Source organism: Tsukamurella soli (assembly GCF_039541155.1).
In the GTDB taxonomy this organism is placed as follows: Bacteria; Actinomycetota; Actinomycetes; order Mycobacteriales; family Mycobacteriaceae; genus Tsukamurella; species Tsukamurella soli.
The window spans coordinates 1-25479 of sequence record NZ_BAABFR010000019.1 but is presented as its reverse complement, the minus strand read 5'-3'; the positions used below and the strand labels follow the sequence as shown (position 1 = coordinate 25479).

Annotated in this window: 24 protein-coding genes and 1 pseudogene; 18 read left to right on the top strand and 7 right to left on the bottom strand. The window is 70.4% G+C overall.

The genetic code is table 11. The features are described 5' to 3' along the window. Positions 1-842 precede the first annotated feature (842 nt). From dxr to ABD908_RS08170, 7 genes are all read left to right on the top strand, one after another. Positions 843-2003: a 1-deoxy-D-xylulose-5-phosphate reductoisomerase gene (gene dxr / locus ABD908_RS08200; RefSeq protein ID WP_344993549.1), complete on the top strand. Its 1161-nt coding sequence runs from the start codon at positions 843-845 to the stop codon at positions 2001-2003. A gap of 30 nt (positions 2004-2033) precedes the next feature. After that, entirely contained in the window at positions 2034-3269 is a 1236-nt protein-coding gene (locus tag ABD908_RS08195) for a M50 family metallopeptidase (protein ID WP_344993546.1), read from the top strand. Between the two features lie 30 nt (positions 3270-3299). Then, on the top strand, positions 3300-4466 hold the full coding sequence (gene ispG / locus ABD908_RS08190) for a flavodoxin-dependent (E)-4-hydroxy-3-methylbut-2-enyl-diphosphate synthase (protein WP_344993543.1): 1167 nt from the start codon (positions 3300-3302) through the stop codon (positions 4464-4466). Between the two features lie 53 nt (positions 4467-4519). Then, complete coding sequence (locus tag ABD908_RS08185; RefSeq protein ID WP_344993539.1) at positions 4520-5356, top strand: GNAT family N-acetyltransferase; 837 nt, start codon at positions 4520-4522, stop codon at positions 5354-5356. Between the two features lie 72 nt (positions 5357-5428). Next, positions 5429-5641 carry a hypothetical protein gene (locus ABD908_RS08180; protein WP_344993536.1) on the top strand — a complete coding sequence of 71 codons (213 nt, stop codon included), beginning with the start codon at positions 5429-5431 and terminating at the stop codon, positions 5639-5641. Next, complete coding sequence (locus ABD908_RS08175; RefSeq protein ID WP_344993531.1) at positions 5568-5747, top strand: type II toxin-antitoxin system PemK/MazF family toxin; 180 nt, start codon at positions 5568-5570, stop codon at positions 5745-5747. Before ABD908_RS08180 ends, ABD908_RS08175 begins: the two co-directional genes overlap by 74 nt. Then, positions 5672-5971, top strand: coding sequence for a DUF456 family protein (locus tag ABD908_RS08170; RefSeq protein WP_344993528.1), 300 nt, complete (start codon positions 5672-5674; stop codon positions 5969-5971). The genes ABD908_RS08175 and ABD908_RS08170 overlap by 76 nt, the downstream gene beginning before the upstream one ends. Before the next feature lie 119 nt (positions 5972-6090). Here ABD908_RS08170 and ABD908_RS08165 read toward each other — a convergent pair whose 3' ends face one another. After that, positions 6091-6912, bottom strand: a complete 822-nt coding sequence (locus tag ABD908_RS08165; protein ID WP_344993525.1) for a hypothetical protein — start codon at positions 6910-6912, stop codon at positions 6091-6093. An 82-nt stretch (positions 6913-6994) separates the two neighbouring features. On the opposite strand from ABD908_RS08165, the gene ABD908_RS08160 reads away from it, so the two are divergent. The 6 genes from ABD908_RS08160 to ABD908_RS08135 all read left to right on the top strand — a co-directional run bounded on the left by ABD908_RS08160 (position 6995) and on the right by ABD908_RS08135 (position 14080). Further along, positions 6995-7735: an SDR family NAD(P)-dependent oxidoreductase gene (locus tag ABD908_RS08160; RefSeq protein ID WP_344993522.1), complete on the top strand. Its 741-nt coding sequence runs from the start codon at positions 6995-6997 to the stop codon at positions 7733-7735. A gap of 87 nt (positions 7736-7822) precedes the next feature. Beyond that, the gene (locus ABD908_RS08155) at positions 7823-9679 is read left to right on the top strand and encodes a penicillin-binding transpeptidase domain-containing protein (RefSeq protein ID WP_344993519.1); all 1857 of its coding nucleotides are present in this window, start codon (positions 7823-7825) and stop codon (positions 9677-9679) included. A 48-nt stretch (positions 9680-9727) separates the two neighbouring features. Continuing rightward, on the top strand, positions 9728-10594 hold the full coding sequence (map, locus tag ABD908_RS08150; RefSeq protein ID WP_344993516.1) for a type I methionyl aminopeptidase: 867 nt from the start codon (positions 9728-9730) through the stop codon (positions 10592-10594). Continuing rightward, positions 10594-12099 (top strand): cobyric acid synthase, encoded by a 1506-nt coding sequence (locus ABD908_RS08145; RefSeq protein ID WP_344993513.1) that lies wholly within the window; start codon positions 10594-10596, stop codon positions 12097-12099. The genes map and ABD908_RS08145 overlap by 1 nt, the downstream gene beginning before the upstream one ends. 26 nt (positions 12100-12125) lie before the next feature. After that, the gene (locus ABD908_RS08140; RefSeq protein ID WP_344993656.1) at positions 12126-12923 is read left to right on the top strand and encodes an alpha/beta fold hydrolase; all 798 of its coding nucleotides are present in this window, start codon (positions 12126-12128) and stop codon (positions 12921-12923) included. Between the two features lie 125 nt (positions 12924-13048). Beyond that, positions 13049-14080 (top strand): LLM class flavin-dependent oxidoreductase, encoded by a 1032-nt coding sequence (locus ABD908_RS08135; RefSeq protein WP_344993509.1) that lies wholly within the window; start codon positions 13049-13051, stop codon positions 14078-14080. Between the two features lie 22 nt (positions 14081-14102). Here ABD908_RS08135 and ABD908_RS08130 read toward each other — a convergent pair whose 3' ends face one another. From ABD908_RS08130 to ABD908_RS08120, 3 genes are all read right to left on the bottom strand, one after another. After that, positions 14103-15908 carry a SulP family inorganic anion transporter gene (locus tag ABD908_RS08130; RefSeq protein WP_344993506.1) on the bottom strand — a complete coding sequence of 602 codons (1806 nt, stop codon included), beginning with the start codon at positions 15906-15908 and terminating at the stop codon, positions 14103-14105. A 1-nt stretch (position 15909) separates the two neighbouring features. Further along, complete coding sequence (locus ABD908_RS08125) at positions 15910-17049, bottom strand: sulfate ABC transporter substrate-binding protein (protein WP_344993503.1); 1140 nt, start codon at positions 17047-17049, stop codon at positions 15910-15912. A gap of 103 nt (positions 17050-17152) precedes the next feature. Continuing rightward, positions 17153-17968, bottom strand: coding sequence for an oxidoreductase (locus tag ABD908_RS08120; RefSeq protein WP_344993500.1), 816 nt, complete (start codon positions 17966-17968; stop codon positions 17153-17155). A gap of 98 nt (positions 17969-18066) precedes the next feature. On the opposite strand from ABD908_RS08120, the gene ABD908_RS08115 reads away from it, so the two are divergent. Then, a complete protein-coding gene (locus tag ABD908_RS08115; protein ID WP_344993497.1) occupies positions 18067-18636 on the top strand; it encodes a TetR family transcriptional regulator in 570 nt (189 codons plus the stop codon). A 24-nt stretch (positions 18637-18660) separates the two neighbouring features. Here the strand turns inward: ABD908_RS08115 and ABD908_RS08110 are convergent, their stop codons facing one another. After that, the gene (locus tag ABD908_RS08110) at positions 18661-19305 is read right to left on the bottom strand and encodes a phosphatase PAP2 family protein (RefSeq protein WP_344993494.1); all 645 of its coding nucleotides are present in this window, start codon (positions 19303-19305) and stop codon (positions 18661-18663) included. Between the two features lie 106 nt (positions 19306-19411). Here ABD908_RS08110 and ABD908_RS08105 point away from each other — a divergent pair, with 106 nt between their 5' ends. Next, a complete protein-coding gene (locus ABD908_RS08105) occupies positions 19412-20638 on the top strand; it encodes an MFS transporter (RefSeq protein ID WP_344993491.1) in 1227 nt (408 codons plus the stop codon). A gap of 5 nt (positions 20639-20643) precedes the next feature. On the opposite strand, the gene ABD908_RS08100 is transcribed toward ABD908_RS08105, so the two are convergent. Together ABD908_RS08100 and ABD908_RS08095 are read right to left on the bottom strand one after the other, a co-directional pair. After that, positions 20644-22122 carry a mycothione reductase gene (locus ABD908_RS08100; protein ID WP_344993488.1) on the bottom strand — a complete coding sequence of 493 codons (1479 nt, stop codon included), beginning with the start codon at positions 22120-22122 and terminating at the stop codon, positions 20644-20646. Then, positions 22119-23129 carry an alpha/beta hydrolase gene (locus ABD908_RS08095; RefSeq protein WP_344993485.1) on the bottom strand — a complete coding sequence of 337 codons (1011 nt, stop codon included), beginning with the start codon at positions 23127-23129 and terminating at the stop codon, positions 22119-22121. The genes ABD908_RS08100 and ABD908_RS08095 overlap by 4 nt, the downstream gene beginning before the upstream one ends. A gap of 152 nt (positions 23130-23281) precedes the next feature. Here ABD908_RS08095 and mqo point away from each other — a divergent pair, with 152 nt between their 5' ends. The 3 genes and pseudogenes from mqo to ABD908_RS08080 all read left to right on the top strand — a co-directional run. Then, positions 23282-24811: a malate dehydrogenase (quinone) gene (gene mqo, locus ABD908_RS08090; protein ID WP_344993482.1), complete on the top strand. Its 1530-nt coding sequence runs from the start codon at positions 23282-23284 to the stop codon at positions 24809-24811. After that, complete coding sequence (locus ABD908_RS08085; RefSeq protein WP_344993479.1) at positions 24808-25287, top strand: GNAT family N-acetyltransferase; 480 nt, start codon at positions 24808-24810, stop codon at positions 25285-25287. Before mqo ends, ABD908_RS08085 begins: the two co-directional genes overlap by 4 nt. Then, positions 25284-25479, top strand: a pseudogene (locus ABD908_RS08080) (hypothetical protein); the annotation flags it as partial. The gene ABD908_RS08085 and the pseudogene ABD908_RS08080, both read left to right, overlap by 4 nt.

Below are 25479 nucleotides of genomic sequence, written 5' to 3'. Positions count from 1 at the left end.
AGAGGGCCGACTATTAAGGCTATCGAACAGCGCGTCCGATATCGTACGCGTACGCGTGATCAACTGTCAAGAGGTCGGTGCCGGTTCGGTTCGCGCGTAATGCCGGCGTGGGGGATCTCGGAAATAGCCCGAGGTAATGCGAATTGGTGTAGAACCCGACCGGGCTATTTACCTGTTCCAAATAAAGGTCTGAGAATCTTGTGGACGGTGCGTCGATATCGGCGCGAGTATGAGTTTGGTCGGATCGTGCCGGCAGTGCGCAGACGTCCGTCGTCTTGCCTCCGCGTGGATCCGCGCGGCTGAGGGTGGGCTTCGACGGCGAGGAGAGCGTAGCCACTGCCTGTCAGGCCGTACAGGCCGCCGCAGGAGCCGCTCCGACGGGGCTGATCACGTTGTATGGGTTGTCCGTGGCGGACGATGATGATCCGCGCTCCGAGGAACCCGACACGGGTCGCGATCTGGGTGGCAAGCTGGTCAGATCCGTGACGGCACGGTCGTAGGACTGCTCGATGTGGTCGAAGCCGTACGCGCTGATGAGCGCATCGGCGTCGCAACACGGCCGACCCCCAGCATGGTGCGGGTGCAGGCCTGCGGATTTGCGGCGGATGTCGAGGGCGCAGCCGGTTGTCGGGGAGAGTGCAGCCGGTTGTCGGGGAGAGTACGGACGCGAGGCCCAAGAGATCAGTCGCTCGCCGACGCCGGCCGTGGGGGCTCTACCTCTCGGTGCCGGCGGAACCCGAGATGCGCCGCTCGGTCGAGACGGGGGCTGTGGCGCCTCGGTTTCGCGCTTGCTCGTCGCTGGGTGCGACGTTTCCGACAGGTACTCGTCTACCCTCGTCCGGGTGACCACGCGCGTGCTGATCCTCGGTAGTACCGGCTCGATCGGCACCCAGGCGCTGGAGGTGATCGCCGCCGCCCCCGACCGGTTCACCGTGGTCGGCGTCGCGGCCGGCGGCGGCAACGTCGACCTGCTCGCCCGGCAGATCGTGGCGCTGGGCTTGCCGGGCGATCGGGTGGCGGTCGCCGACGCGGCTCGGGCGGACGAGGTCGAGCGGACCGCGGGCGTGGCAGGGGTGCTGCGGGGTGACGACGCGCTGGTGCGGTTGATCGAGACCGCGGAGGCGGACGTCGTGCTCAACGGCGTGGTCGGCAGTCTCGGGCTCCGGCCGACCCTCGCCGCGCTGCATACGGGGGCACGGCTGGCCCTGGCCAACAAGGAGAGCCTGGTGGCGGGGGGATCGTTGGTCCTCGACGCGGCGGCGCCGGGACAGATCGTCCCCGTCGACTCCGAGCACTCGGCCATCGCGCAGTGTCTGCGCGGCGGCGCGGCCGACGAGGTGGACCGGCTCGTCCTCACCGCATCCGGCGGTCCGTTCTTCGGGCGGACCCGTGCGGAGCTCGCCGGCGTGACGCCGGAGCAGGCCGGGAAGCATCCGACGTGGTCGATGGGCCCGATGATCACGCTCAACTCCGCGACGTTGATGAACAAGGCGCTCGAGGTCATCGAGGCCCACATGTTGTTCGGCGTCCCCTACGACCGCATCGACGTCACGGTGCACCGCCAGTCGATCGTGCACTCCATGGTGACGTTCGTGGACGGCGCGACCATCGCCAAGGCGTCGCCGCCCTCGATGAAGCTGCCGATCGCGCTGGCACTGGGCTGGCCGGCCCGCGTTCCCGGGGCGTCGGCGGCGTGCGACTTCTCACAGTCGAGCACCTGGACGTTCGACCCCGTGGACGACGAGGCGTTCCCCGCCATCGACCTCGCCCGCGTGGCGGGGGAGCGCGGCGGCAGCCTCACGGCGGTGTTCAACGCGGCGAACGAGGTCGCTGCGCAGGCGTTCCTCGACCAGCGGATCCCGTTCCTGGCGATCGTCGACACCGTCGCCCGCGTGGTGTCCGACGGTGACGAGTGGGCGGCGCCGCCGCGCGACGTCGCCGACGTGCTGGCGGCGGAGACCTGGGCGCGTTGCCGTGCGGAGGCGCTGTTGCGCGTTGCGTGAACCACGCGCACCGGCCGGTACGCTGGAAGCATGTTGTACGCCCTGGGCATCGTGCTCTTCGCGCTCTGCATCCTCGGCTCGATCGCCTGGCACGAGTGTGGTCACATGTGGGCCGCGCAGGCCACCGGGATGCGGGTGCGCCGCTACTTCGTCGGCTTCGGGCCCACGTTGTGGTCGACCCGCCGCAACGGCATCGAGTACGGCGTCAAGGCGCTACCGCTCGGCGGCTTCTGCGACATCGCGGGCATGACGCTGCTGGACGAGCTGAATACGCCCGAGGAACAGCAGAAGGCGATGTACAAGCAGGCGCCGTGGCGGCGCGTGTTCGTGCTGTTCGCGGGCCCGGCCATGAACTTCATCCTGGGTGGCATCCTGATCTACGCCGTCGCGGTGGTGTGGGGTCTACCGAACCTCGACGCCGCGCCGCGCGCGACCGTGGCCGGCACGCAGTGCGTCACCGCGAGCACGACCAAGCCGGCCCCCGACGCATCCGGGCAGCTGGCCAGCCACGCCGTGGGGCCCTGCGAGGGGAGCCCCGCCGCCAAGGCCGGCCTGCAGGCCGGGGATGTCATCACCGCGGTCGACGGCGTCGGCGTCGACGCGAACAGCCTCACCGGAGCGTTGCAGCACACCACCGGCGAGATCCGTCTCACGATCGAGCGCGGCGGCGCGAGCCGCACCGTCACCGTCGACCCCGTGACCGCGCAGAAGTGGCAGCCCACCCCCGACGGTAAGGACTACAGGTCGGTTACCGGGCCCACCATCGGCATCACCGTCGGCGCCATCGGCGTGGTGAGCCATTACAACCCGTTCACGGCGGTCGGCGGCGCTGCTGTGTTCAGCGGGCAGATCGGCGAGCAGACGGTGGTCGCGATCGGCCACCTGCCGCAGAAGGTCCCGGAGCTGGTCCGCGCGGTCGAGGGCAAGCCCCGCGCGCTGGACACGCCGCAGTCGGTGTACGGCGCCGCCGAGACGGGCGGGCAGATCGCGGCGCACCACGAATGGTCGGCGTTCGTGCTGGTGCTCGCAGGCCTCAATCTGATGCTCGGCCTGGTCAACCTCGTGCCGCTGCTGCCCTTCGACGGTGGCCACATCGCCGTGGTCCTGTACGAGAAGGTGCGCGACGTGATCACCCGGCGCAAGGGCGCGCCCGTCGACTACATGAAGCTGGCGCCCGCGACATACGTGGTGTTCGCGGTGCTCGGCGCCTACATGCTGCTCGTGCTCGCCGCCGACATCGTCAACCCCATCAAGCTCTTCAACTAGCCACAGCCCAGGAATGAGGAAGCGCCCACCATGTCCGTAGGTTTGGGAATGCCCGGCGTGGCCGGCTCGCCCGAAGAGGCACCGCCGACCCTCGCGCCCCGCCGCAAGACCCGCCAGCTCAACGTCGGCGGGGTGGGGGTCGGTAGCGACTTCCCGATCTCGGTGCAGTCGATGTGCACCACCAAGACCCACGACGTGAACACGACGCTGCAGCAGATCGCCGAGCTCACCGCGTCGGGCTGCGACATGGTGCGCGTCGCCTGCCCGCGGCAGGAAGACGCCGACGCGCTCGCCGAGATCGCCCGGCACAGCCAGATCCCGGTGATCGCCGACATCCACTTCCAGCCCAAGTACATCTTCGCCGCCATCGACGCCGGGTGCGCCGCCGTTCGCGTGAACCCGGGCAACATCAAGGAGTTCGACGGCCGGGTCGGCGAAGTCGCCAAGGCCGCCGCGGCCGCGGGCATCCCGATCCGAATCGGTGTCAACGCCGGCTCCCTGGACAAGCGGATGATGGACAAGTACGGCAAGGCCACGCCCGAGGCGCTGGTCGAGTCGGCGCTGTGGGAGGCCTCGCTGTTCGAGGAGCACGGCTTCGGCGACATCAAGATCTCGGTCAAGCACAACGACCCGGTGATCATGGTGGAGGCGTATCGGCAGCTCGCCGCCCAGTCTGATTACCCGCTGCACCTCGGCGTCACCGAGGCCGGGCCCGCGTTCCAGGGCACCATCAAGTCGGCGGTCGCGTTCGGCGCGCTGCTCGCCGAGGGCATCGGCGACACCATCCGCGTGTCGCTCTCGGCGCCCCCCGCCGAGGAGATCAAGGTGGGCACCCAGATCCTGCAGTCGCTCAACCTGCGGCCCCGCCGGCTCGAGATCGTCTCGTGCCCGTCCTGCGGCCGCGCGCAGGTGGACGTGTACAAGCTGGCCGATGCGGTGACCGCTGGACTCGACGGGTTGACGGTGCCGCTGCGCGTCGCCGTCATGGGCTGTGTCGTCAACGGCCCGGGCGAGGCGCGCGAGGCCGACCTCGGCGTGGCGTCGGGCAACGGCAAGGGGCAGATCTTCGTCAAGGGCGAGGTGATCAAGACCGTCCCCGAGTCGAAGATCGTGGAGACCTTGATCGAGGAAGCGCTGCGGATCGCCGAGGAGTCGGGGGATAGTGAGAGCGGTACCCCCACGGTGACCGTGTCGTAGCAACGCATTTCGCGGGGCGTACGCGGGGAACCGGTGATCGCGAGGAGACGGCGTTGCTGAAGATGCTGCACGAGCGGGTCGTGTCGACGAAGGACGCCGCTCGCGTGCTGGCCGCGCTCGACACCGATCCCGTCGCCGCATGCATGGTCGCCGCGCGGATCGAGGAGTTCGGTGTCGAGCCGGCGGCGCTCGGGGGGCGTTTGTGGACACACGGCGACCCGACCGAGTCGCTGTGCTTCTCCGGGGTCAATCTCGTCCCGCTGCTGGGTAGCGACGCAGACATGCGCTACTTCGCCGCCCGCGCCGCTCGGGCGCCGCGCGGGTGCTCCTCGATCGTCGGCCGGGCCGATCTGGTGCTGCCCCTGTGGGACGACCTCGAGCCCGTCTGGGGCGGTGCCCGTGAGGTGCGTGCCGAACAGCCGCTGATGGCGCTGGCCGAGGCGCCGTCGGTGGCTCCACACCCCGGGGTGCGGCCGGCGCACCTGACCGATCTCGATCAGTACCTGCGGGCCGCCGTCGACATGTTCACCGTGGAGGTGGGCGTGGATCCGTGCGCCGGCGACGGCGGCCGCGCCTACCGCCGCCGGGTGGCCAACACGATCGTCGGCGGTCGCGCGTACGTCCTGTTCGACGGCCCGACGGTGGCGTTCAAGGCCGAGGTGGGTGCGCTCTCCGCGCGGGTGGGGCAGATCCAGGGCGTGTGGGTGCGGCCGGACCTGCGCGGGCAGGGGCTGGGCGCCACCGGTACCGCCGCGGTGGCGCGCGCGGTGTTGCGGACCGGCCGGATCGCGAGCCTGTACGTCAATAGCTTCAACACGCCGGCGCGAAAGGCTTACCAGCGCATCGGCTTCGAGCAGGTCGGCACCTTCGCCACGGTGATGTTGAACTAGCCCGAACCAGCTCTGGACCAGCGCTCGTGTGCGACGCATACCGCGTCTTACATTCCGTGGCACACCCGCAGGATGGCCTCGACTATCACCTTTCGACCCGATGACGACGCCCGCCTCGCGCTCGATGAGCTGACGTCGGACGGGACGTCGGTGTCCACGGCGGTGCGCAGCGCCCTGATCGAGGCCGCGCGCGGCGACGTTCCGGCCCGAGGTGACGGTGGCCGACGGTGCTACGCGGGTGCCGGTCGAGCAGTCGACGGCGGTGGACCCGTCCCGGCTCGGTGACCGGGTCGGGCACCTCGACCTCCCCGAGATGTGCGCGGTCGACGCCGCGCTGCGCCTGGTCTTCGGGCCGCGAACGCATGGGGCGAGGTCGCCGTCGGGCTGGTGATCCTGGTGGGGCTGACGGGGATCGTGATACCCGTGCTGCCCGGCTCGATCCTGGTCGCGGCCGCGGTGCTGGTGTGGGCGTTCGTCGCGGGCGGCGCGGCGTGGTGGGTGTTCGCGGTCGTCGCCGCGGCGATCGTGGCGGCGACGGTGGTCAAGTGCCTGGTCGCCGGCCGCACGATGACGGCAGCGGGCATCGCGATCATCATCGAGCTCGCCACGCGCTGATCGCCGCCGCCACCTGGCTCGGCGCCGTGCTCGCCGGGGTAGGTGCCGTGCTCGCCGGGGTGGGTGCGGTCGGGCTTGCCGCCTGAGGCCCGACGCGCGCCCGCCTCCGGGCGAATCCGTCACACCACCGAGCGACGCGGGGAGTACTCCGCCTCCATCACGAACCCGCTGATCATGTCGATCGCCGCCGCCCGGAACTTCGCGGTCGGGCGCGCTGCGATCCGTTGGCCCGGATCCCAGACGATCCAGTTCAGGTGAGTGGCAACGGCGATCGCGAACGTGGTCACCTCCGCGAAGGTCTTGTCGGGATCGCGCATCGCCACCGAGGCGAGCAGGCGCAGGATCATCGTGCCCTCGGGCCAGAACTCCATCGTGATGCCGCGGCCCTCGTCGACCACGGTGTTCTCGCCCGACTCGCACAGGTTCAGCGGTGCGTACCCGGTCGCGAAAGCGGTTGCCATGGAACGCAGTTCGGTGTCGTCGGGGCTGATCTTCGAGAACTGATCGCGGCTGAGGTCGAAGGCGGCGTCGTACTCGCGGTCGAGGTCCGGATGCCGGTGTCGCGGCTCGATGATCAGCGCGTATTCGGTGGGCGCGGGCCCGCATACCTCGATCGTGCGCACACGGCTGCGGACCACGATGATCTGCGACATCGCACCGTCTTGCCCCGTGGCCGTGACCCGGCCGCTCACCACGTGCCCGGCGGGTTTGAGAAACGTCTCGATCAGATATAGCAGCCACGCGGCGGAGCAGTAGAACTTCTCGGTTCCGTTCCAGGCGAGCGCGGTGCCCTCGTCGTTCGGCACCCAGTGACACCAGTAGCCCGGCATCGAGCGGTCCTCGTGCCGCTCCCTCGAGAATGCGTGCAGCTCGGTCCGTTCGTACTCCGACAACGCCGGGAACACCCGGAACTCGCCCTCGAACCTCGCGTCGTACCCCATTCGTTCCTCCCCGATCGTGTGAACCCCTCATTCATTGGACGCGCCACGGAGGGGATCGGTTCCCCCGAAGTACGGTGGGCGGGTGAATTCCGACGTCACCGCCCTGTTCGACCTCACGGGCCGCACCGCGCTGGTCACCGGCGCCAGCTCGGGCATCGGCGCGGGAATCGCGGACGCGCTGGAAGGGGCGGGCGCCACCGTCGTCCGCGCCGGACGCGACCATGCACGCCTCGGCCCGGGCGGCGTCTCGGTCGACCTCACCGCCGGTGTCGCCGCGGCCGAGGAACTGGCCCGGCGGGTCGACGCGCGCACGGACACCGTCGACATCCTGGTCAACTGCGCCGGGACCAACCCGCGACCACCCCTGGCCGCGATCGACGAGGCGCTGTACCGGGACGTGCTCGCCGTGAACCTCGACGCCGTGTTCGCACTCGGCCAGCACTACGGCCCGCGGATGGCGGAGCGGGGGTGGGGCAGGATCGTCAACGTCGCGTCCACGCAGGCGCACCGCGCGTTCGGCAACAGCGGCGCCTATGGGATCGCCAAGGCCGCCGTCGCGGGGCTCACCCGCAGCCAGTCGGAGGCGTGGGCGCGCCACGGGGTGTGCTGCAACTCCCTCACACCCGGACTCGTCGCGACCCCGATGACCGCCGCGGTGCTCGACGACCCGGCTCGCGCCGACTACTTCCGCGCCCGCGCCCACACCGGCACCCTGGGTGCGCCCGCCGACTTCGCCGCGGTCGCGGTGTTCCTGGCGGGGGAGGGGGCACGCTTCGTCACGGGGCAGAACATCTGCGTCGACGGCGGCCTCTCGGTCACCTAGCCGGGTAGCCGAGGTCACAGCCGACTCAACTGTCACACCACCGCGCGCCGCCGCGGAGAACCGGCGCGGCGAACCTAGTATCGGCCCGTGACCAGGGCTCGGACGGCGATACGCGCGGCGGTGGCTACGGCCTCCATCGCGGCCGTGGCCGTATCGGCGACCGCCTGCGGGACCGACACCAGCAACGGACCGGGACCGGTGGCGGTGCGGTTCGGTCAGGCGCTGGCCCAGGCGGTGAAGTCCGGGAACGTCGACAGTGCCGCGAACCTCACCGACGCTCCCGCCGCGGCCAGGCCCGCTATCGCGGCGGCCGTCGCCGGCCTGCAGGCCACCGGCGTCACGGTCAAGGTGGGGCAGGTCCGCACCACGGGCGCCACGTCCACCGTCGACTACCAGTACGACTGGCAGCTGCCCCGCACCCGTCAGGGCGCCGACCGCACGTGGGACTACCGCGGGACGTTCGAGATGGTTCAGAACAACGGCATCTGGCAGCTGCACTGGGACCCGACCGCGCTCAACCCGAACCTCGGCGCCAACCAGAACATGGTGCTGCGCAGCCTGCCGGCGACCACCGCGTCGGTCAACTCGTCGTCGGGTGGGTCGATCCTGGTGCCCGGCACCGTCACCCGCATCACGCTCGATGCGAGCAAGGTGACGGCGCCGACCACCGTGCTCGAGGTTGCGACCCAGCTCACGCAGGCCCTTGCGCCGATCCTGCCCAAGCTCGATCCCGTCGCCATCACCGAGCAGGCCACCTCGCTCGGCCGGCCCTACGTGGTCGCCACCGTCGACCAGGACGACCTGCAGCGGTTGTCCGGCGCCGTCACCACGCTGCCCGGCGTGACCGAGTCGCAGCAGGCCGCCATGGTGCCCACCGACAAGACCTTCGCCCCCACGTTGATGTCGTCGATCAAGCAGAACGTGCAGGGCGCCCTCGTCGGTGTCGACGGCTGGGAGGTGGTGGCGCAGTCCGACACCGGCGCCGACCTCGGCGTGCTCACGCAGACCCAGCCGAAGCCGAAGCCTTCGGTGTTCGTGAGCATCTCGCCGATCGCGCAGGCAGCGGCGCAGGCGGCCGTGAACACTCGCACCGACCGCCAGGCGATGATGGTGGTGATCCAGCCGTCCACCGGTGACGTGCTCGCCGTCGCGCAGAACCCGCTCGCGGACAAGATGGGCTCGCTCGCCACGTCCGGCCTGTACCCGCCCGGCTCGACCGGGAAGATCATCACCGGCATCGCCGCGATGGAGGCCGGCGTCGCCACCCCGTCGACCATCGTCCCGTGCCCCGGCACCATCACCCTCGGCCAGCGCGTCATCCCCAACTACGACGAGTTCTCCCTCGGTGATGTACCGATGTCGGAGGCGTTCGCGGCGTCGTGCAACACCGCTTTCGCTTACCTCGGGGACAAGCTCGCGCCCGGCGCCCTCGCGCAGACCGCGGCGAGCCTGGGGATCGGCCTCGACTACACCATCCAGGGCCTGACGGTGGCCGGCGGCCACTACCCGGTCACCGCGGAGCGGACGCTCAAGGTGGAGGACAGCTTCGGCCAGGGGCAGGTGCTGGTCAGCCCGTTCGCGATGGCGCTGGCGGCCGCCACCGTCGCGCACGGCGGGCCTGTCGTGCCCCAGCTGCTGGCCGGGCATCCGACCACCGTGAAGGGGGATCGCACGCCGATCCCGCAGCAGGCGATCGACGGCATGCGGCAGATGATGCGCGACGTGGTGGTCGAGGGCACGGGCGAGCTGATCAAGGGCTCCGGCGACATCTACGGCAAGACCGGGGAGGCCGAGGTGAACGGCGGCTCGCACGCGTGGTTCGTCGGCTACCGCGGCGATCTGGCGTTCGCGACGCTGATCCCCATGGGTGGCAGCTCCGATTACGCCGTCGCGGTGACCAAGGCGTTCTTCGACCAGTACGACGCCCCAGCGCCATCGAACTGACGGTGGCGAACCGACAGTGGCGGGTCGGGCCCGACTACGCTGGGCCGCATGACCCGTGCCGCGCTGACCCCCGGAACCGTCTCACCCACCCTCGCGGTGCCGGAGCGGATCGAGCGGCCGGAGTATGTGTGGAAGGCCGCCGCCCAGGAGGGCGACGAGCCGTGGGTGCAGACGCCCGAGACCATCGAGAAGATGCGTCTCGCGTCGCGGATCGCCGCCGACGCGCTCGCCGCGGCCGGTGCCGAGGTGGCGCCGGGCGTGACCACCGACCACCTCGACCGGGTGGCACACCAGTACATGATCGACCACGGCGCGTATCCGTCGACGTTGGGCTACAGGGGTTTTCCGAAGTCGTGCTGCACGTCTCTCAACGAGATCATCTGCCACGGCATCCCGGACAGCACGGTGATCCAGGACGGGGACATCGTGAACATCGACGTCACCGCCTATATCGACGGTGTGCACGGCGACACCAACGCCACCTACCTAGCCGGTGACGTCAGCGAGGAGCACCGGCTGCTCGTCGAGCGCACCGAGCAGGCGATGATGCGCGCGATCAAGGCGGTTCGGCCCGGTCGCGAGCTCAACGTGGTGGGCCGGGTGATCGAGTCGTACGCGAAACGGTTCGGCTACAACGTGGTCCGCGACTTCACCGGCCACGGCATCGGCGAGACGTTCCACAACGGACTCGTGGTGCTGCACTACGACGAGCCCAACGTGGACACCGTGCTCGAGGCCGGCATGGTGTTCACTATCGAGCCGATGATCAACCTCGGCGCCCTCGGCTACGAGATCTGGGACGACGGCTGGACCGTGGCCACCGGCGACAAGAAGTGGACCGCGCAGTTCGAGCACACCCTCGTGGTGACCGACGACGGAGCCGAGATCCTCACGCTCCCGACGCCCGCGGCGTAGTGCGGGGCGCGTTGCTGGTCGCCGGCGCGACCTCCGACGCCGGCAAGTCGACGGTGACCGCGGGCCTGTGCCGCCTGCTGGCTCGCCGCGGTATCGCGGTCGCGCCGTTCAAGGCGCAGAACATGTCCAACAACTCCGTCGCCACCGTCGAACGCGACGGGACGTCGGGGGAGATCGGGCGGGCACAGGCGACGCAGGCGATGGCGTGCGGGCTCACGCCGTCGGTGCGGTTCAATCCCGTTCTGCTCAAGCCCGGTTCGGACCGCACGTCGCAGCTGGTGCTGCACGGACGCGCCGTCGGCGACGTCGGGGCACGCGACTACGTGACCCGCCGGGCGTGGCTGTCAGGCGAGGTCACCCGCTCGCTCGCTGCGCTGCGCGCGGAGTTCGACGTGGTCGTGTGCGAGGGCGCCGGCAGCCCCGCCGAGATCAACCTGCGCGCCACCGACATCGCCAACATGGGCCTCGCGCGCGCCGCGAACCTCCCCACTATCGTCGTCGGCGACATCGACCGCGGGGGAGTGCTCGCGCACCTGGCCGGCACCGTCGCCGTACTCGAGCCGGCCGACCAGGCGCTGGTCCGCGGCTTCCTGATCAACAAGTTCCGCGGCGACGTCTCGCTGCTCGAGCCCGGCCTCGCGCAGCTCGAACAGCTGACCGGCCGGCCCACATTCGGTGTCCTGCCGTATATGCCGGGCTGGTGGCTCGACGCCGAGGACTCCCTCGCCGCGCTCGCCTCGCCGGTGGTCGGGCCGGGAGCGCGCCGCACGCCGTCGCTCGAGGTCGCGGCGATCGCGCTGCCGCGCGTGTCCAACACCACCGACGTCGAGGCCCTCGCCTGCGAGCCCGCCGTCACCGTGCGCTGGACCACGCGTCCCGCCGATGTGGCCGCCGCCGACCTCGTGATCCTGCCGGGCACCAAGGCGACGGTGTCCGACCTGGCGTGGCTGCGCGCGACCGGCCTCGCGGACGCCCTCACCGCCCGCACGGGCCCCGTGTTCGCCGTGTGTGGCGGGTACCAGATGCTCGGGCGCACGATCGCCGATCCGCTCGGCATCGAGTACGACGGCGGAGTCCCGGGCCTGGGCCTGCTGGACCTCGACATCGAATTCGGCCGGGAGAAGGTGGTGCGCAACGTGACCGGCGTCGGGCTGGGTGTGCCCGTGTCGGGGTACGAGATCCACCACGGGCGCGTGGCGCGCTCCGGGGACGCGTTCCTGCTGCGGGGCTCCGATGGTGGCGAGGGTTCGGTGCGGGGCGCCGTGACCGGCACCCACTGGCACGGGCTGCTGGCGGGGGACGGGTTCCGGCGCGCTTATCTCGCGGGCCTCGCCCCCGGGCTGGAACTCGGTCCCGCGGTGGCGTACCAGGATGCGCGGCTGGCGCAGGTCGATGCGGTGGCCGACGCGCTCGAGGAGCACTGCGATGTGTCTGCGCTATTCGGGCTGTTCACTGTGGATTCTCTGATGACGCCGACTCTGGAACTCACCAAACGCTACCTTTGAACACTGTGTCGACCGAGTCGTTGAATGTGGGGTCCTTGACCTTCGACGTCTCGATCGGGGGGCCCACAGACGGCGCCCCGGTCCTGATGCTCCACGGTTTCCCCCAGACGGAGGTGTGCTTCGATGCGACGCGTCAGCGTCTGCACGAGGCGGGCCTGCATACCATCGCGCCGCGGCAGCGTGGGTACAGCCCGCGAGCGCGGCCCATCGGCGTGGAGCCGTATGCGCTCAAGCTGCTCGCCGAGGACGCGGCCGGGGTGCTGGACGCGCTCGACGTCCGCTACGCGCACGTGGTGGGGCACGGCATCGGGGCGCTGGTCGCCTGGCAGTTCGCGGCGCAGTACCCGTTGCGGGCGATGTCGCTGACCGCGGTGTCGTTCGGGCACCCGTCGGCGCTCGCGGAGGCCATGGCCGACGACGAGGACCAGAAGGTGCGGTCGCGCTACCTCGAGACGTTCATGCAGGCCGGTCCTCCGGAGAAGCACCTGCTCGCGAACAACGCGCGCACGCTGCTCGCGACCGCGCCCGGCGGCGGGATCGAGGCGCTCGCCTCCGTTCCGGCACTGACGGCGGCGCTGAACTGGTATCGCGCCAACCTGCGACCCGGGGGTGCGGGACTCGAATGCCCGCCGATCGAGGTACCCACCACGCTGGTGTGGGGCAACCGCGACGCGATCGCCGGTCGCCGACAGGCGGTCGCGTCGGCGCGATACGTGCGGGCCGACTTCCGGCTCTCCGAGGTGCCCGACGTGGACCACTGGGTTCCCCTGCGCGCGCCCGCCGCACTCGCGTCCGAGATCGCGATGCGGACCATGCGGAACTAGCTTCTTCCGTTGGCCCTCCGATCTGCCGGCTATGCGTGATCGGGCTGTTCTGGTGCGCCGGCTGCGCCTTTCAGGTGCTTCCGGAATAACCGGACCGCGGTCCGTATGTCTGGTAGGCTACGCCTATGACACAGGTGCAGTTCGGATTGGACACGTTCGGGGACATCACCGTCGGCGCCGACGGCGCCCTGAAGCCGGCGGCGCAGGTGATCCGCGACGTCGTCGAGGAGGCGGTGCTGGCCGACGGTGTCGGGGTCGACGCCTTCGGGATCGGCGAGCACCACCGCGACGACTTCGCGGTGTCGGCGCCCGACGTGGTGCTCGCGGCGATCGCCTCGCGCACGGAGCGCATCCTGCTCGGCACGGCCGTCACCGTCATCAGCTCCGACGATCCGGTGCGTGTGTACGAGCACTTCGCGACGCTGGACGCGCTGTCGAACGGCCGCGCCGAGGTCACGCTGGGCCGCGGCTCGTTCACCGAGTCGTACCCGCTGTTCGGCTACGACCTGGCGGACTACGAGGTGCTCTCGGCCGAGAAGATCGAGCTGTTCGCCACGCTGCGCGAGGAGGGACCGGTCACGTGGCAGGGCACCGTCCGCGGGCCCCTGCACGAGCAGCACGTGTACCCCAAGACGGAGCGCGGCACCGTCGGCGCCTGGCTGGGCGTGGGCGGCTCACCCGAATCCGTGGTGCGCGCAGCCGAACTCGGGCTGCCGCTGATGCTCGCGATCATCGGCGGCGAGCCGGCCCGATTCGCACCCTTCGCCGACCTGTACCGCCGCGCGCTCGCCGAGTACGGGCGCGACCCGTTGCCGATCGGCGTGCACTCGCCGGGCTTCGTCGCCGCGACGGACGCCGACGCCCGTGAGCAGCTCTTCCCGCACTTCAAGGCGGGCCGCGACCGGGTGGGGCGCGACCGCGGCTGGCCGCCGGTGACGCGGGCGCAGTTCGAGTCCGAGGTCGACCACGGCTCGCTGTACGTCGGCTCGCCCGACGTCGTCGCCGAGAAGATCGCGCGGACCGTGCAGACGCTGGGCCTGTCCCGGTTCGACCTGAAGTACAGCAACGGGACGCTGCCGCACGAGCAGATGATGCGCTGCATCGAGCTGTACGGCACCGAGGTGATTCCGCGAGTGCGGAAGCTGTTGGACGCGTAGGCGGCACACGCCGGGCTGCCCGTCACACGAGGTAGTACAGCGGGGTGCTCTCCTCCTTGTCCAGGGCGGCCTCGGCCGCTTCCGTCGAGCCCCCGGGCCCGTCGGCCTTGGCGATCGCGATCAGCTCGCGGGCGTACCGCACCGCCGCCAGCGTGGCGGAGTGTCCCCTCTGCTGTTCCGGGAAGATCTGCTCGGCCGGGAACCACTTGGTCAGCCCGATGTTGTGCAGGATCGTCAGGGTGTCCGGTCGCACGCCGGCCAGCAGGATGGTCGCGCCCGCGTCCGTCTCCTCCCGCAGGAAATCGGCGATCCGGTCGATGGTCACGGCGTCGGGGTGGCGGACCCGCTTGAGACGCAGCACGACGACCTGCGCGCCGTCGGTGTGGATCCGCTCGTGCAGCGCGTCCAGGTATCTGTCGAGTTCGGGTAGCGCGCCGAAGAACAGCTCGCCCTCGAGGTCGTAGATGGCGATGTCGCGATCCTCGGGGTCGGCCGCGGTCCGACCGCGCACCACACCCTCGTCGGACACCGTCAGCTCCGAGGCCTGCAGTTTCGCCGCCCGCGGCACGAACAGGACGATCGACAGCGCGACGCCCAACAGCACCGCCTTGTCGAGGTTGATCCACACACCGGTGACGAAGGTGACGACCAGCACGGCGGCGTCGACCCGGGAGGTGCGCAGCGTCGCCCATAGTCGGCGTACGTCGATCAGCCGCACGGCGATGACCAGCAGCAGGCCCGCGAGGGAGGCCTCCGGCACGTAGCGCAACAGCGGCCCGAACAGCAGGAGCGCGATGCCCACCACCACCGCCGCGACGATGCCGGAGAACCTGCTGCGCGCCCCGGCCTGGTAGTTGATCGCCGAGCGGGTCAGCGAGCCGGAGCCGGGGACGCTCTGGAAGAAGCCACCCACCAGATTGGACAGCCCCTCGGCGAGGATCTGCCGGTTGTAGTCGACCTTCTGCTGAGTCTGGTGCGCGATCGATTTGGCGATGGAGATGGCCTCCAGCAGGCCGATGAAGGCGATGGCGAAGGCCCCGGAGGTGAGGTGGCCGACGGTGCCGGGCGTGATCGTCGGAATGTGGAACCCGGGCAGGCTCGCCGGAATGTTCGCCGAGAGCTCGACGGCCGTCTTGCCGTGTGAGTTCGGGGTGGACCAGCCGAAGGAGTAGGCGATGATGCCGCCGACGATCAGCACCAGCAGGAGATCGATGTGCGGGAGACCGAACCGTTTCACGAGGCGGCGCAACAGGATCGCCGCGACGACCGCGGTCACGGAGAGGATGACGGCACGGTAGGCGATCCGGTCACCGTGGAAGAGCGTCAGGTACAGCCGGTGCAGGATGTTCATCTTGCCGTTGCCCTTGTTCTTGATGCCCAGCGCGTCCGGGATCTGGCCGAGCAGCAACTGCAGGGCGGCGGCAGCGATGAATCCGAGGATCACCGATTCGGATATGTACCTCGTGAGGTCGCCGAGCCGGAGCACCGCGATCAGGATCTGGATGATCCCCACCAGCACGCCTAGTGCGAACAGCGACTCGAAGAGCACGTTTCGGTTGTCCTGGTCGATGAACGCCAGGGAGCTGAACACCAACAGCGATATCGCGGAGGTGGGGCCGTTGATCAGCTGGGAGGACGAGCCGAAGATCGATGCGATGGCGGTGACCACGATCGCGGAGTAGACGCCGTATTTCGGGTCGACCCCGGCGATCAGCGCGTAGGCGATGCCCTCCGGCAGGGCGACGGCGGCGACGGTGATGCCGGCGATCAGGTCGGCGCGTCCGGTGGGCCAGTCGTAGCGCAGCTTCGGTCGGAACGAGATGCTCATGTCACTGTCCTTCGAGCGCGTCGGTGCCGGCCGGCTTCACCGGTCCGGAGGAGATGATGGTGGTGACGGTGCCGTCGGTGCCGAAGAACTTCTCCCGCGCGGCGTCCCAGTCCCTCGCGATGGCGGTGATCGGAAACAACTTCAGCGGGGGCAACGTGTCCGCGTGCCTGGCCAGGATCGCCTGGTCGGCCGGGCGGTAGCCGTACTCGGCGAAGGTCTCCTGTGCCTGATCGCTGAACAGGTACTTCAGGTATGCGTCCGCGAGGGCCGCCTCCTTCGAGTTCTTGGTGTTCGCGTCCACGCGCGCCACCGAGGGGACGGCGAGGATGCTCACCGGCGGGTAGACCACCTGCAGACCGGCGCTCTTGTCCTCCTTCGCCTCGCGGAGCGCCTCGCTCTCCCAGGTCACCTGAACGTCCCCGAGTCCCAGCGTGGAGAAACTGACCGACGAGGCGCGCGCGCCCGCGTCGAAGGCCACGATGTGCTGATACAGATCGCCGACGTAGTCCCTCGCCTGGGTGTCGGAGCCGCCTCGGCTGGTCACCGAGCCCCAGCCCGCGAGGAAGGTCAGTTGCCCGCTGCCGGACGTGCGCGGGTCCGGGGTGACGACCCCTACTCCGGGCTTCACCAGGTCCGCCCAGTCGTGGATTCCTTTGGGATTGCCCTTGCGGACCAGGAAGACGATCGTCGACGTGTAGGGCGAGGAGTCGTCCGGCAGGCGGGTCCGCCAGCCGGGGGCGATCAGCCCGCGATCGACCACGGTGTCGACGTCGCTCGGCAGCGCCAGCGAGACCACATCCGCCTTCTGCCGGCCGGCGGCGACGTCGCGCGCCTGCCGGCCGGAGCCGCCGTGGCTCTGTTTGATGTCGACGACGGTGCCGGTCTGTGCGCGGTACTGCTCGGCGAAGGTCTCGTCCAGCGCCGCATAGACTTCGCGGGTCGGGTCGTAGGAGACGTTGAGCAGCTGGTTCGGTGTGGTGTCGGCGCGGTTGTGGACCACGAGCGCGCCGACCGCGAGCACCACGGCGACGATAGCGATCAGTTCGGGTATGCGTACGTGCGCGGGTCTGCGCCACCGGCGGCTCGGTCTGCCGCTGTGCTCGATCCCGTCCCGATCGTCGGTCGAATCCCTGTCGGACATGGCCGCCTCCTTCGCCACGGATCAGAAATCCGCTGAGGGGCAGGCTATCTCCGCTGGATTATGCATGCACTATCCAGAATCTGGCGGGTTCTAACTCGGGTGCCTACGCCAGCATGCGGGACTGGATCGCGTCCATCGCGCGGTCGGGCAGGATGCGGCGGGCGATGACGCTCGGCTTGGCCAGGAAGCCGACGGCGTAGCGGGTCTTCGGGCGTCGCGCCGTGATGGCGCGCTCGATCGCCTCGGCGACCACGTCGGGCTCCGACGCGCGGTCGCCGATCGGGCCGTCCATCGCGGCGGCCATCTTCTCGATACCTTCTGCGTAGGCACCGTCGCCGGACGCTGCGCGGGCCGTCTGCATCGCGATCCCGCTCCACTCGGTCCTGATACCGCCGGGCTCGATCACCACCACCCGCACGCCGAACGGCGCGACCTCGGCGCGCAGCGCGTCCGACAGGCCCTCCACCGCGAACTTCGTCGCGTGGTACCAGCCGCCGAACGGCGTCGTGATCTTGCCGCCGATCGACGTGACGTTGACGATCGTGCCGCCCCGCTGCGCGCGCATCGTGGGCAGGACCAGCTGGATCAGTCGGGCCAGGCCGATCAGGTTGACCTCGATCTGGCGGCGCGCCTCGTCGATGGGGACGTCCTCGATGGCGCCGTACGAGCCGTAGCCGGCGTTGTTCACCAGTACGTCGATCCGGCCGGCTTCGTCGAGGACGGTGCGCACCGCAGCGCTCACGGACTCGTCGTCGGTGAGGTCGAGTGGTAGGGGCCGGACACCGTGGCCGGCCAGCTCGGCGAGGCGGTCCTGCCGCCGGGCGGCGCCGTAGACGGTGAAGCCGGCGCGGGCGAGGCGGCGAGCGGTGGCCGCTCCGATCCCGGACGACGCTCCGGTGACGATGACGACACGGTTCATGACTGCTCCTGACGATCAATCTAACTAAACGGTTATTTAGAAGCTCACCACGCGCAGAGCCTGCTGTCAACTATCCGGTTAGTTGGTACGATCGGCGGATGCTGCCCCGTGATGCCGACGCCACCCGCGCGCGCCTGGTCGGTGCGGCGACCGCGGAGTTCGCCGAGTGCGGGATCGCCGGGGCCCGGGTCGATCGGATCGCCGCCGCGGCGCGGGCGAACAAGGCGCAGATCTACCACTACTTCGGCAGCAAGCAGGGGTTGTTCGCGGCGGTGCTCAGCGGATACGCAGAGCGGGCGAGCGCGTCCGACTACTTCGACGCGGACGACCTGCCGGGCACCGCGGCGGCGATCTTCGACCAGTTCGAGGAGAATCCGGAACTCGCCCGCCTGACCACCTGGTACCGCCTCGAAGCGGGGGGCTCCGACGCGGCGATGCCCGCGGCCTGGGCGGCGAACGACGCGAAGATCGCCGCCATCGCCGCCGCCCAGGCCACCGGCCGGGTCACCGATGCGATGCCCGCGTCGGTGCTGCTGGGTCTGATGCTCACGATCGCGACGTCGTGGGTCGACCTGCCGCCTGAATTCGCATCCCTGGAACGGGATTTCACCACGGCTGAGCGGCGCGGGTTCGTGATCGAGGCCGTGCGGCGGCTGATCGCGGTGTGATCCGGGCGAGCTCGGGGCCCGTGCTCAATCCCGCGGGCCGGGCAGGCCGGAGCACATCGCCCGGGCCCCGGCCGCCGCGGCACCCGCGATGAGGAGCGCGCCGAGCACGTCGGACGGTCGGTGCCACTGCAGCGCCACGACCCCCATCGACACCACGGCGACGACGACCGCGGTCACGGCCGCGGCCCAACCCCGCGCTGCGCGGGGGACCGCCGCGACGAGCGCGAAGCCCAATCCGGCGAAGACGGCCACCGTGTTCGACGGGAACGAGTTGACCAGCGGCCCCACGTCGTAGCCGGGGCGTCCCAGTCCGTACTTCAGCAGTACCGCGCCTGCCACCGACGCCAGTACGGTCACGGCGGCCTCGGTGAGCCGGCGGCGCGACGGCCGTGCCAGGCAGGTGATCAGCAGTGCGGCGCCGGCGACCACCATCCCGGGGCCCTGCCACTCGCCCAACAGTCCGTGCGTCGGCTCGGACACCCCGAACGCTCCCGACACCAGCGTCATCACCGTCTGGTCCGCGACCTGGCCCGGGTAGGTGTCGACGCCCACCAGGTAGACGGCGATCGCGCTGCCGAGCAGCACGATCGACGCGGCCGCGGCCGCCAGCGCGTCGCCGGCCCCTGCGCGCCCGCGCGGGGCGCGACGGTCGAGGAGGGAGTTCGTCACCCTTCCACGATGCCTTATCCACCGCAGCGTCGGGATGACGGGGCGATCACCGGTGTGTCGCGACCCGGTGTGGGTCGGGGCACGCGCGCGGAGGACGATGGCAGGCATGCTTCGATCTCCGTCGTACCGGTGGCCGGTGCTTCTGATCTGCTGGGCCGTGTACACGATGACATCGGTCGACCGCTCGGCCTGGGGCCCGGCCGCCACCGCGGTCAGCAGGTCGCTGGCGGTGCCACTCGCGGCGGTAGGGATCTTCGCGACCTGCTACTACCTGGGGTACGTGGTGTCGAACGCGTTCGGGGGCGTGCTCACGGACTGGCTCGGCGGCCGCGGCGTGCTGGCGATCAGCGCGATCGTCGCCGGGGCGCTGATGGTCGCATTCGGATCCGTGCGGTCGATAGCGCTGGGCCTCGCCGTGCAGGGCGTCGTGGGCCTGTTCGCCGGCGTCGACTACGCGGCGGGCCTCCGGTTGATCTCGGGGTGGTTCGGTGGGCGCCGCGAGGGCTTCGCGATGGGCGTGTTCATGACCGCCACCTCCCTCGGCACCGTCATCGCCAACGCCACGGTGCCCCGCATCATCGAGGCCGCCAGCTGGCGCGACTCGTACCGTGTGTTCGGCGCCGTCACCCTCGCCCTCGGCGTGGTGTGTGCGGTGCTGCTGCGTGACCCGCCACCCGATGCCGGGCCCGACGGTGTCGCGCCCGCCCGCCGCGCGCTGCCCCGGCTGCAGCCGCTGGTGCGCAATCGGGACCTGTTGCTGTTGGGCCTGGCGGGATTCGGCGGCCTGTGGGGCACCTACGGGTTCGTCACCTGGTCCAACACTCTGATGATCAAGGCGAACCGGATCGATCCGGTCGACGCCGGCACCGTGGTGGCGATCTTCGCGTTCGTGGCGGTGATCGGCAAACCGGTGATCGGCTGGGCCACCGACCGTTTCGGTCTGGGCTACCGGGTGCCGACGCTGGTGATCCTGGTGGCGTTCGGCGGTGTGCTGCTGGCGTTCGGATCGCTCTCGAGCCTGCGTGAGTTCCTCTGGTGCGCCCCGCTGCTCGGCCTGGTGGCCTACGCCTACTCGCCGCTCACCGCCGCGTGGATCCCCGTGCTCGCCGGGCGCGAGCTGGTCGGTTCGGCGGCTGGCGGTGTGAACGCGGTGTGGCAGCTGGGCAGCGTGATCGTCCCCGCCGTCGTGGGCGCGGTGTTCCACGCGACGGGGTCGTTCTACTCGGCGTTCGTGGTCCTGGCGGTGGGGCCGTTCCTCGGTGCCGTCGCCTGCGCGTTCATCCGCGTGGACCGGCGGGCCGAGCGGAGAGTCGCGCCGGTCCCCGTGGCGTAGCGCGCCTACAGGTCCAGGCCGAGCAGCGCGTTCTCGATCAGCTCGGGCAGCGCCGGGTGGATCCAGTACTGGCCGCGGGCGAAGTCCTTGACGGGGATGGAGAAGGACATCGCCGTGATCACCGACTGGATCAGCGCCGACGCCTGGTAACCGATCAGGTGCGCGCCCACCAGCAGGCCCGTGGACCGGTCGGCGATCAGCTTGCACAGCCCCTCGGTGTCCTCCATCGCCCACCCGTAGGCGACGTCGCCGTAGTTCTGCACCGTGACCGCCACGTCCAGGCCCGCCTCGCGGGCCTGGACCTCGGTCAGCCCCACCGACGCCACCTGCGGCCGCGTGAAGACCGCACCCGGCACGAACCGGTGGTCGCTGGTCGCGGTGGGGGAGTCCCAGTCGGCCAGCAGGTTGGCCTGCACGACGCGCGCCTCGTGGTTGGCGACGTGCTTGAGCAGGTGGTGCGAGCTGACGTCGCCGAGGGCGTAGATCCCGCGCACCGGGGTGCGCTGGTGCTCGTCCACCGGCACGCGGCCGCCGCCGTCGAGCTCGATGCCCGCCGCCTCGACGCCGAGCCGGTCCCCGTTGGGACGCCGCCCGGTCGCGACCAGCAGCACGTCGGCCGCCACCGTCGATCCGTCGGTGAGCTCGACCTCCACACCGGCGCCCACGTCCCGCGCGGCGACCGCCTCCGTGTTCAAGCGGACGTCCCAGCGGCTCGTCGCGACCTCGGTGAACCGCTCCGAGATCGTGTCGTCCTGCGCGCGCAGCAGTCGTGGGCCACGGGCGAGCACCGTCACCGTCGAACCCAGGCCCGAGAAGACGTGCGCGAATTCGGCGGCGATGTAGCCGCTGCCCACGATCACGACGTGCCCCGGCAGCTCCGGGAGCCGCATGATGTCGTCATTGGTGTGAAACGTGACGTTCGAGTCGGCGATCACCGGGGGGATCACCGGGCGCGAGCCCGCCGCGATCACCACCTGCCGCCCGGAGACGACGGTGCCGTCGGCGAGCTGCAGTCGGTGCACGCCGTCCTCGGGGGCGAGGAACGTCGCGTGCTGCTGGAAGACGGTGATGTTGGGGCAGTCCTGGACCCGGTACCGCAGCCCGCCGGCGGAGATCGGGTCGATGCGGGAGAACACGCGGTCGCGGATGTCGGGCCAGCGCGTCCCGGCTACCGAGCTGTCGACGCCGAGCCGGGCGCCGTCCCGGGCCTCGTCGGCGACGTCGGCAGGGTAGACGAACATCTTGGTGGGGATGCACCCGATGTTGAGGCAGGTCCCGCCGTACGCGCCGCCGTACACGCCCTGGTCGATGATCGCGATGGAGCGGTCGGCGAAGCGGTCGTCGGGGATGGAGTTGCCGCTGCCGGAACCGACGATGACGAGGTCGAATTCAGCGCCCGACGCCGGGAGCGGAGCGAGCGGGTCGAATTCAGCGCCCGACGCCGGGAGCGGAGCGAGCGGGTCCAATTCAGCACTGGTGGTCATCGGTTCTCGACCTCCCGGCCGAGCCAGGACGCGACCTCGGCGAACGCGGTCTCGCGCACCGTCGGCCGCGAGAGGAACACGTCGTGCGTCGCGTCCGTCACGGGGATGACGGTGGTCCGGTCGCCGAGGCAGCCCGACCACTTGGCGATCTGGCGGGTGTCGAGTACCACGTCGGCCGCCCCTGCCTCGGGGCTGTACTCCTTGGGCGCGAAGCTGCGTCGCGACCGCAGCACCAGCGACGGCACGCCGATGTCCAGGCCGCGGTGCAGCAGCGAGTGCCCCACGCGAACCGCCCGGAGCCAGCCGAACCGCGCGGGGAAGCCGTCGATCGGCTTGAGCGTGGTGTCGTAGTCCCACTCACCGTGCGCGCTGAGGTGCAGGGTCTGTCCGTACACGCCGATCGCGTCCACCGGGACCACCCGGGTGCCAGCGGTCTTGCCGATGAGTTTCACCACCGGCGTCGCCACCTCGCGCAGCACCACCGAACCCTGCAGGTCGAACCACGGGCTGTCGAGCACGACGCCGGTGATGTCGCCGAGCGCGTCGCGGCGTCGGAGCCGGTCCAGCCACAGCGGAACGATGAGGCCGCCCGTCGAGTGGGCGGCCATCACGAGCGGCACGCCGGGCAGCTCGGCGCCGATCGCGGCGACCGCGAGATCGAGCTCCTGGTCGTAGACCGCCAGGTCCGTCGCGTAGTGCGCCGACTGGCCCTCCCGCAGCGACCGCCCGGACTTGCGCAGGTCCAACGCGTAGAAGGCGTAGCCGCGGCGCGCGAAGAACTCGGCGATGTGCCGCTGGAAGAAGTAGTCGGTGAAGCCGTGCACCCACAGGACCGCACGCTCGGGGGCCGCAGGCCCGGCGAGGTACTTGACCAGAGTGGCGACGACGGTGCCGGGGCCACCGTGCGGCCCGGGCTCGCCGTCCGGGTCCGGCCCCAGATCGAAGGTGTGGGCGGCGAAGTCGTCGCCGAGGATGTCGGGGCCGTATGTGAGCGTGGAGGTCGACACGTCTACAGACTCTACGGTCCGCCGCCGAGGCAGGGGTGTCGCGCGCACCCGGGCGACCCGCGTCGGACGCTGGAGTAATGTTCTGCCCGCGGCCGACGGTGCCTTCGCGCCCGGGGGCGCCCGATCTGACCCGATGAGGAATGGAAGTGTCGATGGCTGAGAACGTGATCGAGACCGATGTCGCCCTGGTCGGCGCGGGCATCATGAGTGCGACCCTCGGCACGTTGATCCGCAAGCTGGAGCCCAACTGGTCGATCTGCCTGTTCGAGTCGCTGGACGCCGTTGCGGCCGAGTCGAGCGACCCGTGGAACAACGCCGGGACCGGCCACTCCGCGCTCTGCGAGCTCAACTACACGCCGCAGCAGCCCGACGGCTCGGTGGACATCAGCAAGGCCCTGGCCATCAACGAGCAGTTCCAGGTCTCGCGCCAGTTCTGGTCGTACGCCGTGGACAACGACATCCTGGACGACCCGTCGGACTTCATCAACCCCATCCCGCATGCGAGCTTCGTGCACGGCGCCGACAACGTCGACTACCTGCGCAAGCGCTACGAGGCGCTGTCCAAGCAGACGCTGTTCGAGGGGATGGAGTTCTTCACCGATCCCGCCACGTTCGCCGAGCGCCTACCGCTCATGGCCGCCGGCCGCAACTACGCCGACCCGGTCGCCGTCAACTGGTACGAGGGCGGCACCGACGTGGACTTCGGCTCGCTCACGAAGAAGCTGGTCAACTTCATCGGGCAGAGCGGCTCCGTGTTCTTCGGCACGAGGGTGACGGGCCTCAAGCGCACGTCCACGGGCTGGACGCTCACCGTCAAGAACCAGCGCACGCTCGAGAAGACCAAGGTCAACGCGCGTTTCGTGTTCGTCGGCGCGGGCGGCGGCGCGCTACCTCTGCTGCAGAAGTCCGGCATCAAGGAGGCCAAGGGCTTCGGCGGCTTCCCCGTCTCCGGCCAGTTCTTCCGCTGCACCAACCCCGAGCTCATCGAGCACCACGCCGCCAAGGTGTACGGCAAGGCCGCTGTCGGCGCCCCGCCGATGTCGGTGCCGCACCTCGACACCCGCGTCATCAATCACAACAAGGGCCTGCTGTTCGGGCCCTACGCCGGTTTCTCGCCCAACTTCCTCAAGGCGGGCAAGATCACCGACCTGCCGCTGTCGGTCAAGCCCAACAACCTCGGCCCCATGCTGTCCGTGGGCCTGCACGAGATGGGCCTCACGAAGTACCTGATCGGCGAGGTGATGCAGTCGATGCATAACCGCGTGCACACGCTCTCGGAGTTCGTGCCCCGCGCGGACGGCCACGACTGGGAGCTGATCACCGCCGGGCAGCGCGTCCAGGTGATCCGGAAGAAGGGTGCGGGCGGCACGCTCGAGTTCGGCACCGCGGTGATCGCGGCCGAGGACCAGACGATTGCGGGCCTGCTCGGCGCATCGCCGGGCGCGTCGACCGCGGTCCCCGCGATGCTCGACGTGCTGTCCAAGTGTTTCCCCAAGCACATGACCGCGTGGCAGCCGCTGCTGACGGAGATGATCCCCTCGTACGGCACCTCGCTCAACGACAACAAGGCGCTGTTCGGGCAGGTGTGGGACTGGACGTCGCGCTCGTTGCAGCTCGGTCCCGGCGGGGGCGTGTCCGCCACCGTCGGGCTCCAGAAGGGCGAGCCCGCGACCACGGTATGACCGAGCCGGAGGCACACGAGTCGCGCCGCGCGGTGCTGCATCGTTCCTGGGCCGCCGATCTCGACGCCGTGACCCTGTACGCGCTGCTGCGCCTGCGCTCCGAGGTGTTCGTGGTCGAGCAGGCATCGCCCTACCTCGACCCGGACGGTCGCGACCTGCTGCCGGCCACGCGGCACCTGTGGATCGGCGAGGAGGGGCGCATCGTCGCGACCGCGCGGCTGCTCGAGCACGATGAGCCCGGCGGGCCCGTGTTCCAGATCGGGCGGCTGTGCGTGGCGCGGTCGGCGCGGGGCAGGGGCGACGGTGCCCGGCTGCTCGTCGCGGCGCTGGCCGAGGTGGGCGACCGTCCCTGCCGGCTGGAGGCGCAGACCTACCTCGTGGCGATGTACGCCCGGTTCGGGTTCGAGCGCGCGGGCGCCGAGTATATGGAGGACGGCATCCCGCACGTCCCGATGCTGCGAAGGGGACGCGTGTGACGCGGTACCCGTTCTCCGCGCTCGTCGGCCACGACGAGCTGCGGCTGGCGCTGGTGCTGTGCGCCGTGGCGCCCGCCATCGGCGGCGTGCTGGTGCGGGGTGAGAAGGGCACCGCCAAGTCGACGGCCGTGCGGGCGCTCGCGCCGCTGCTGCCGCCGGGTCCCGACGAAGCCGGTGTGCCCCGGCCCGACG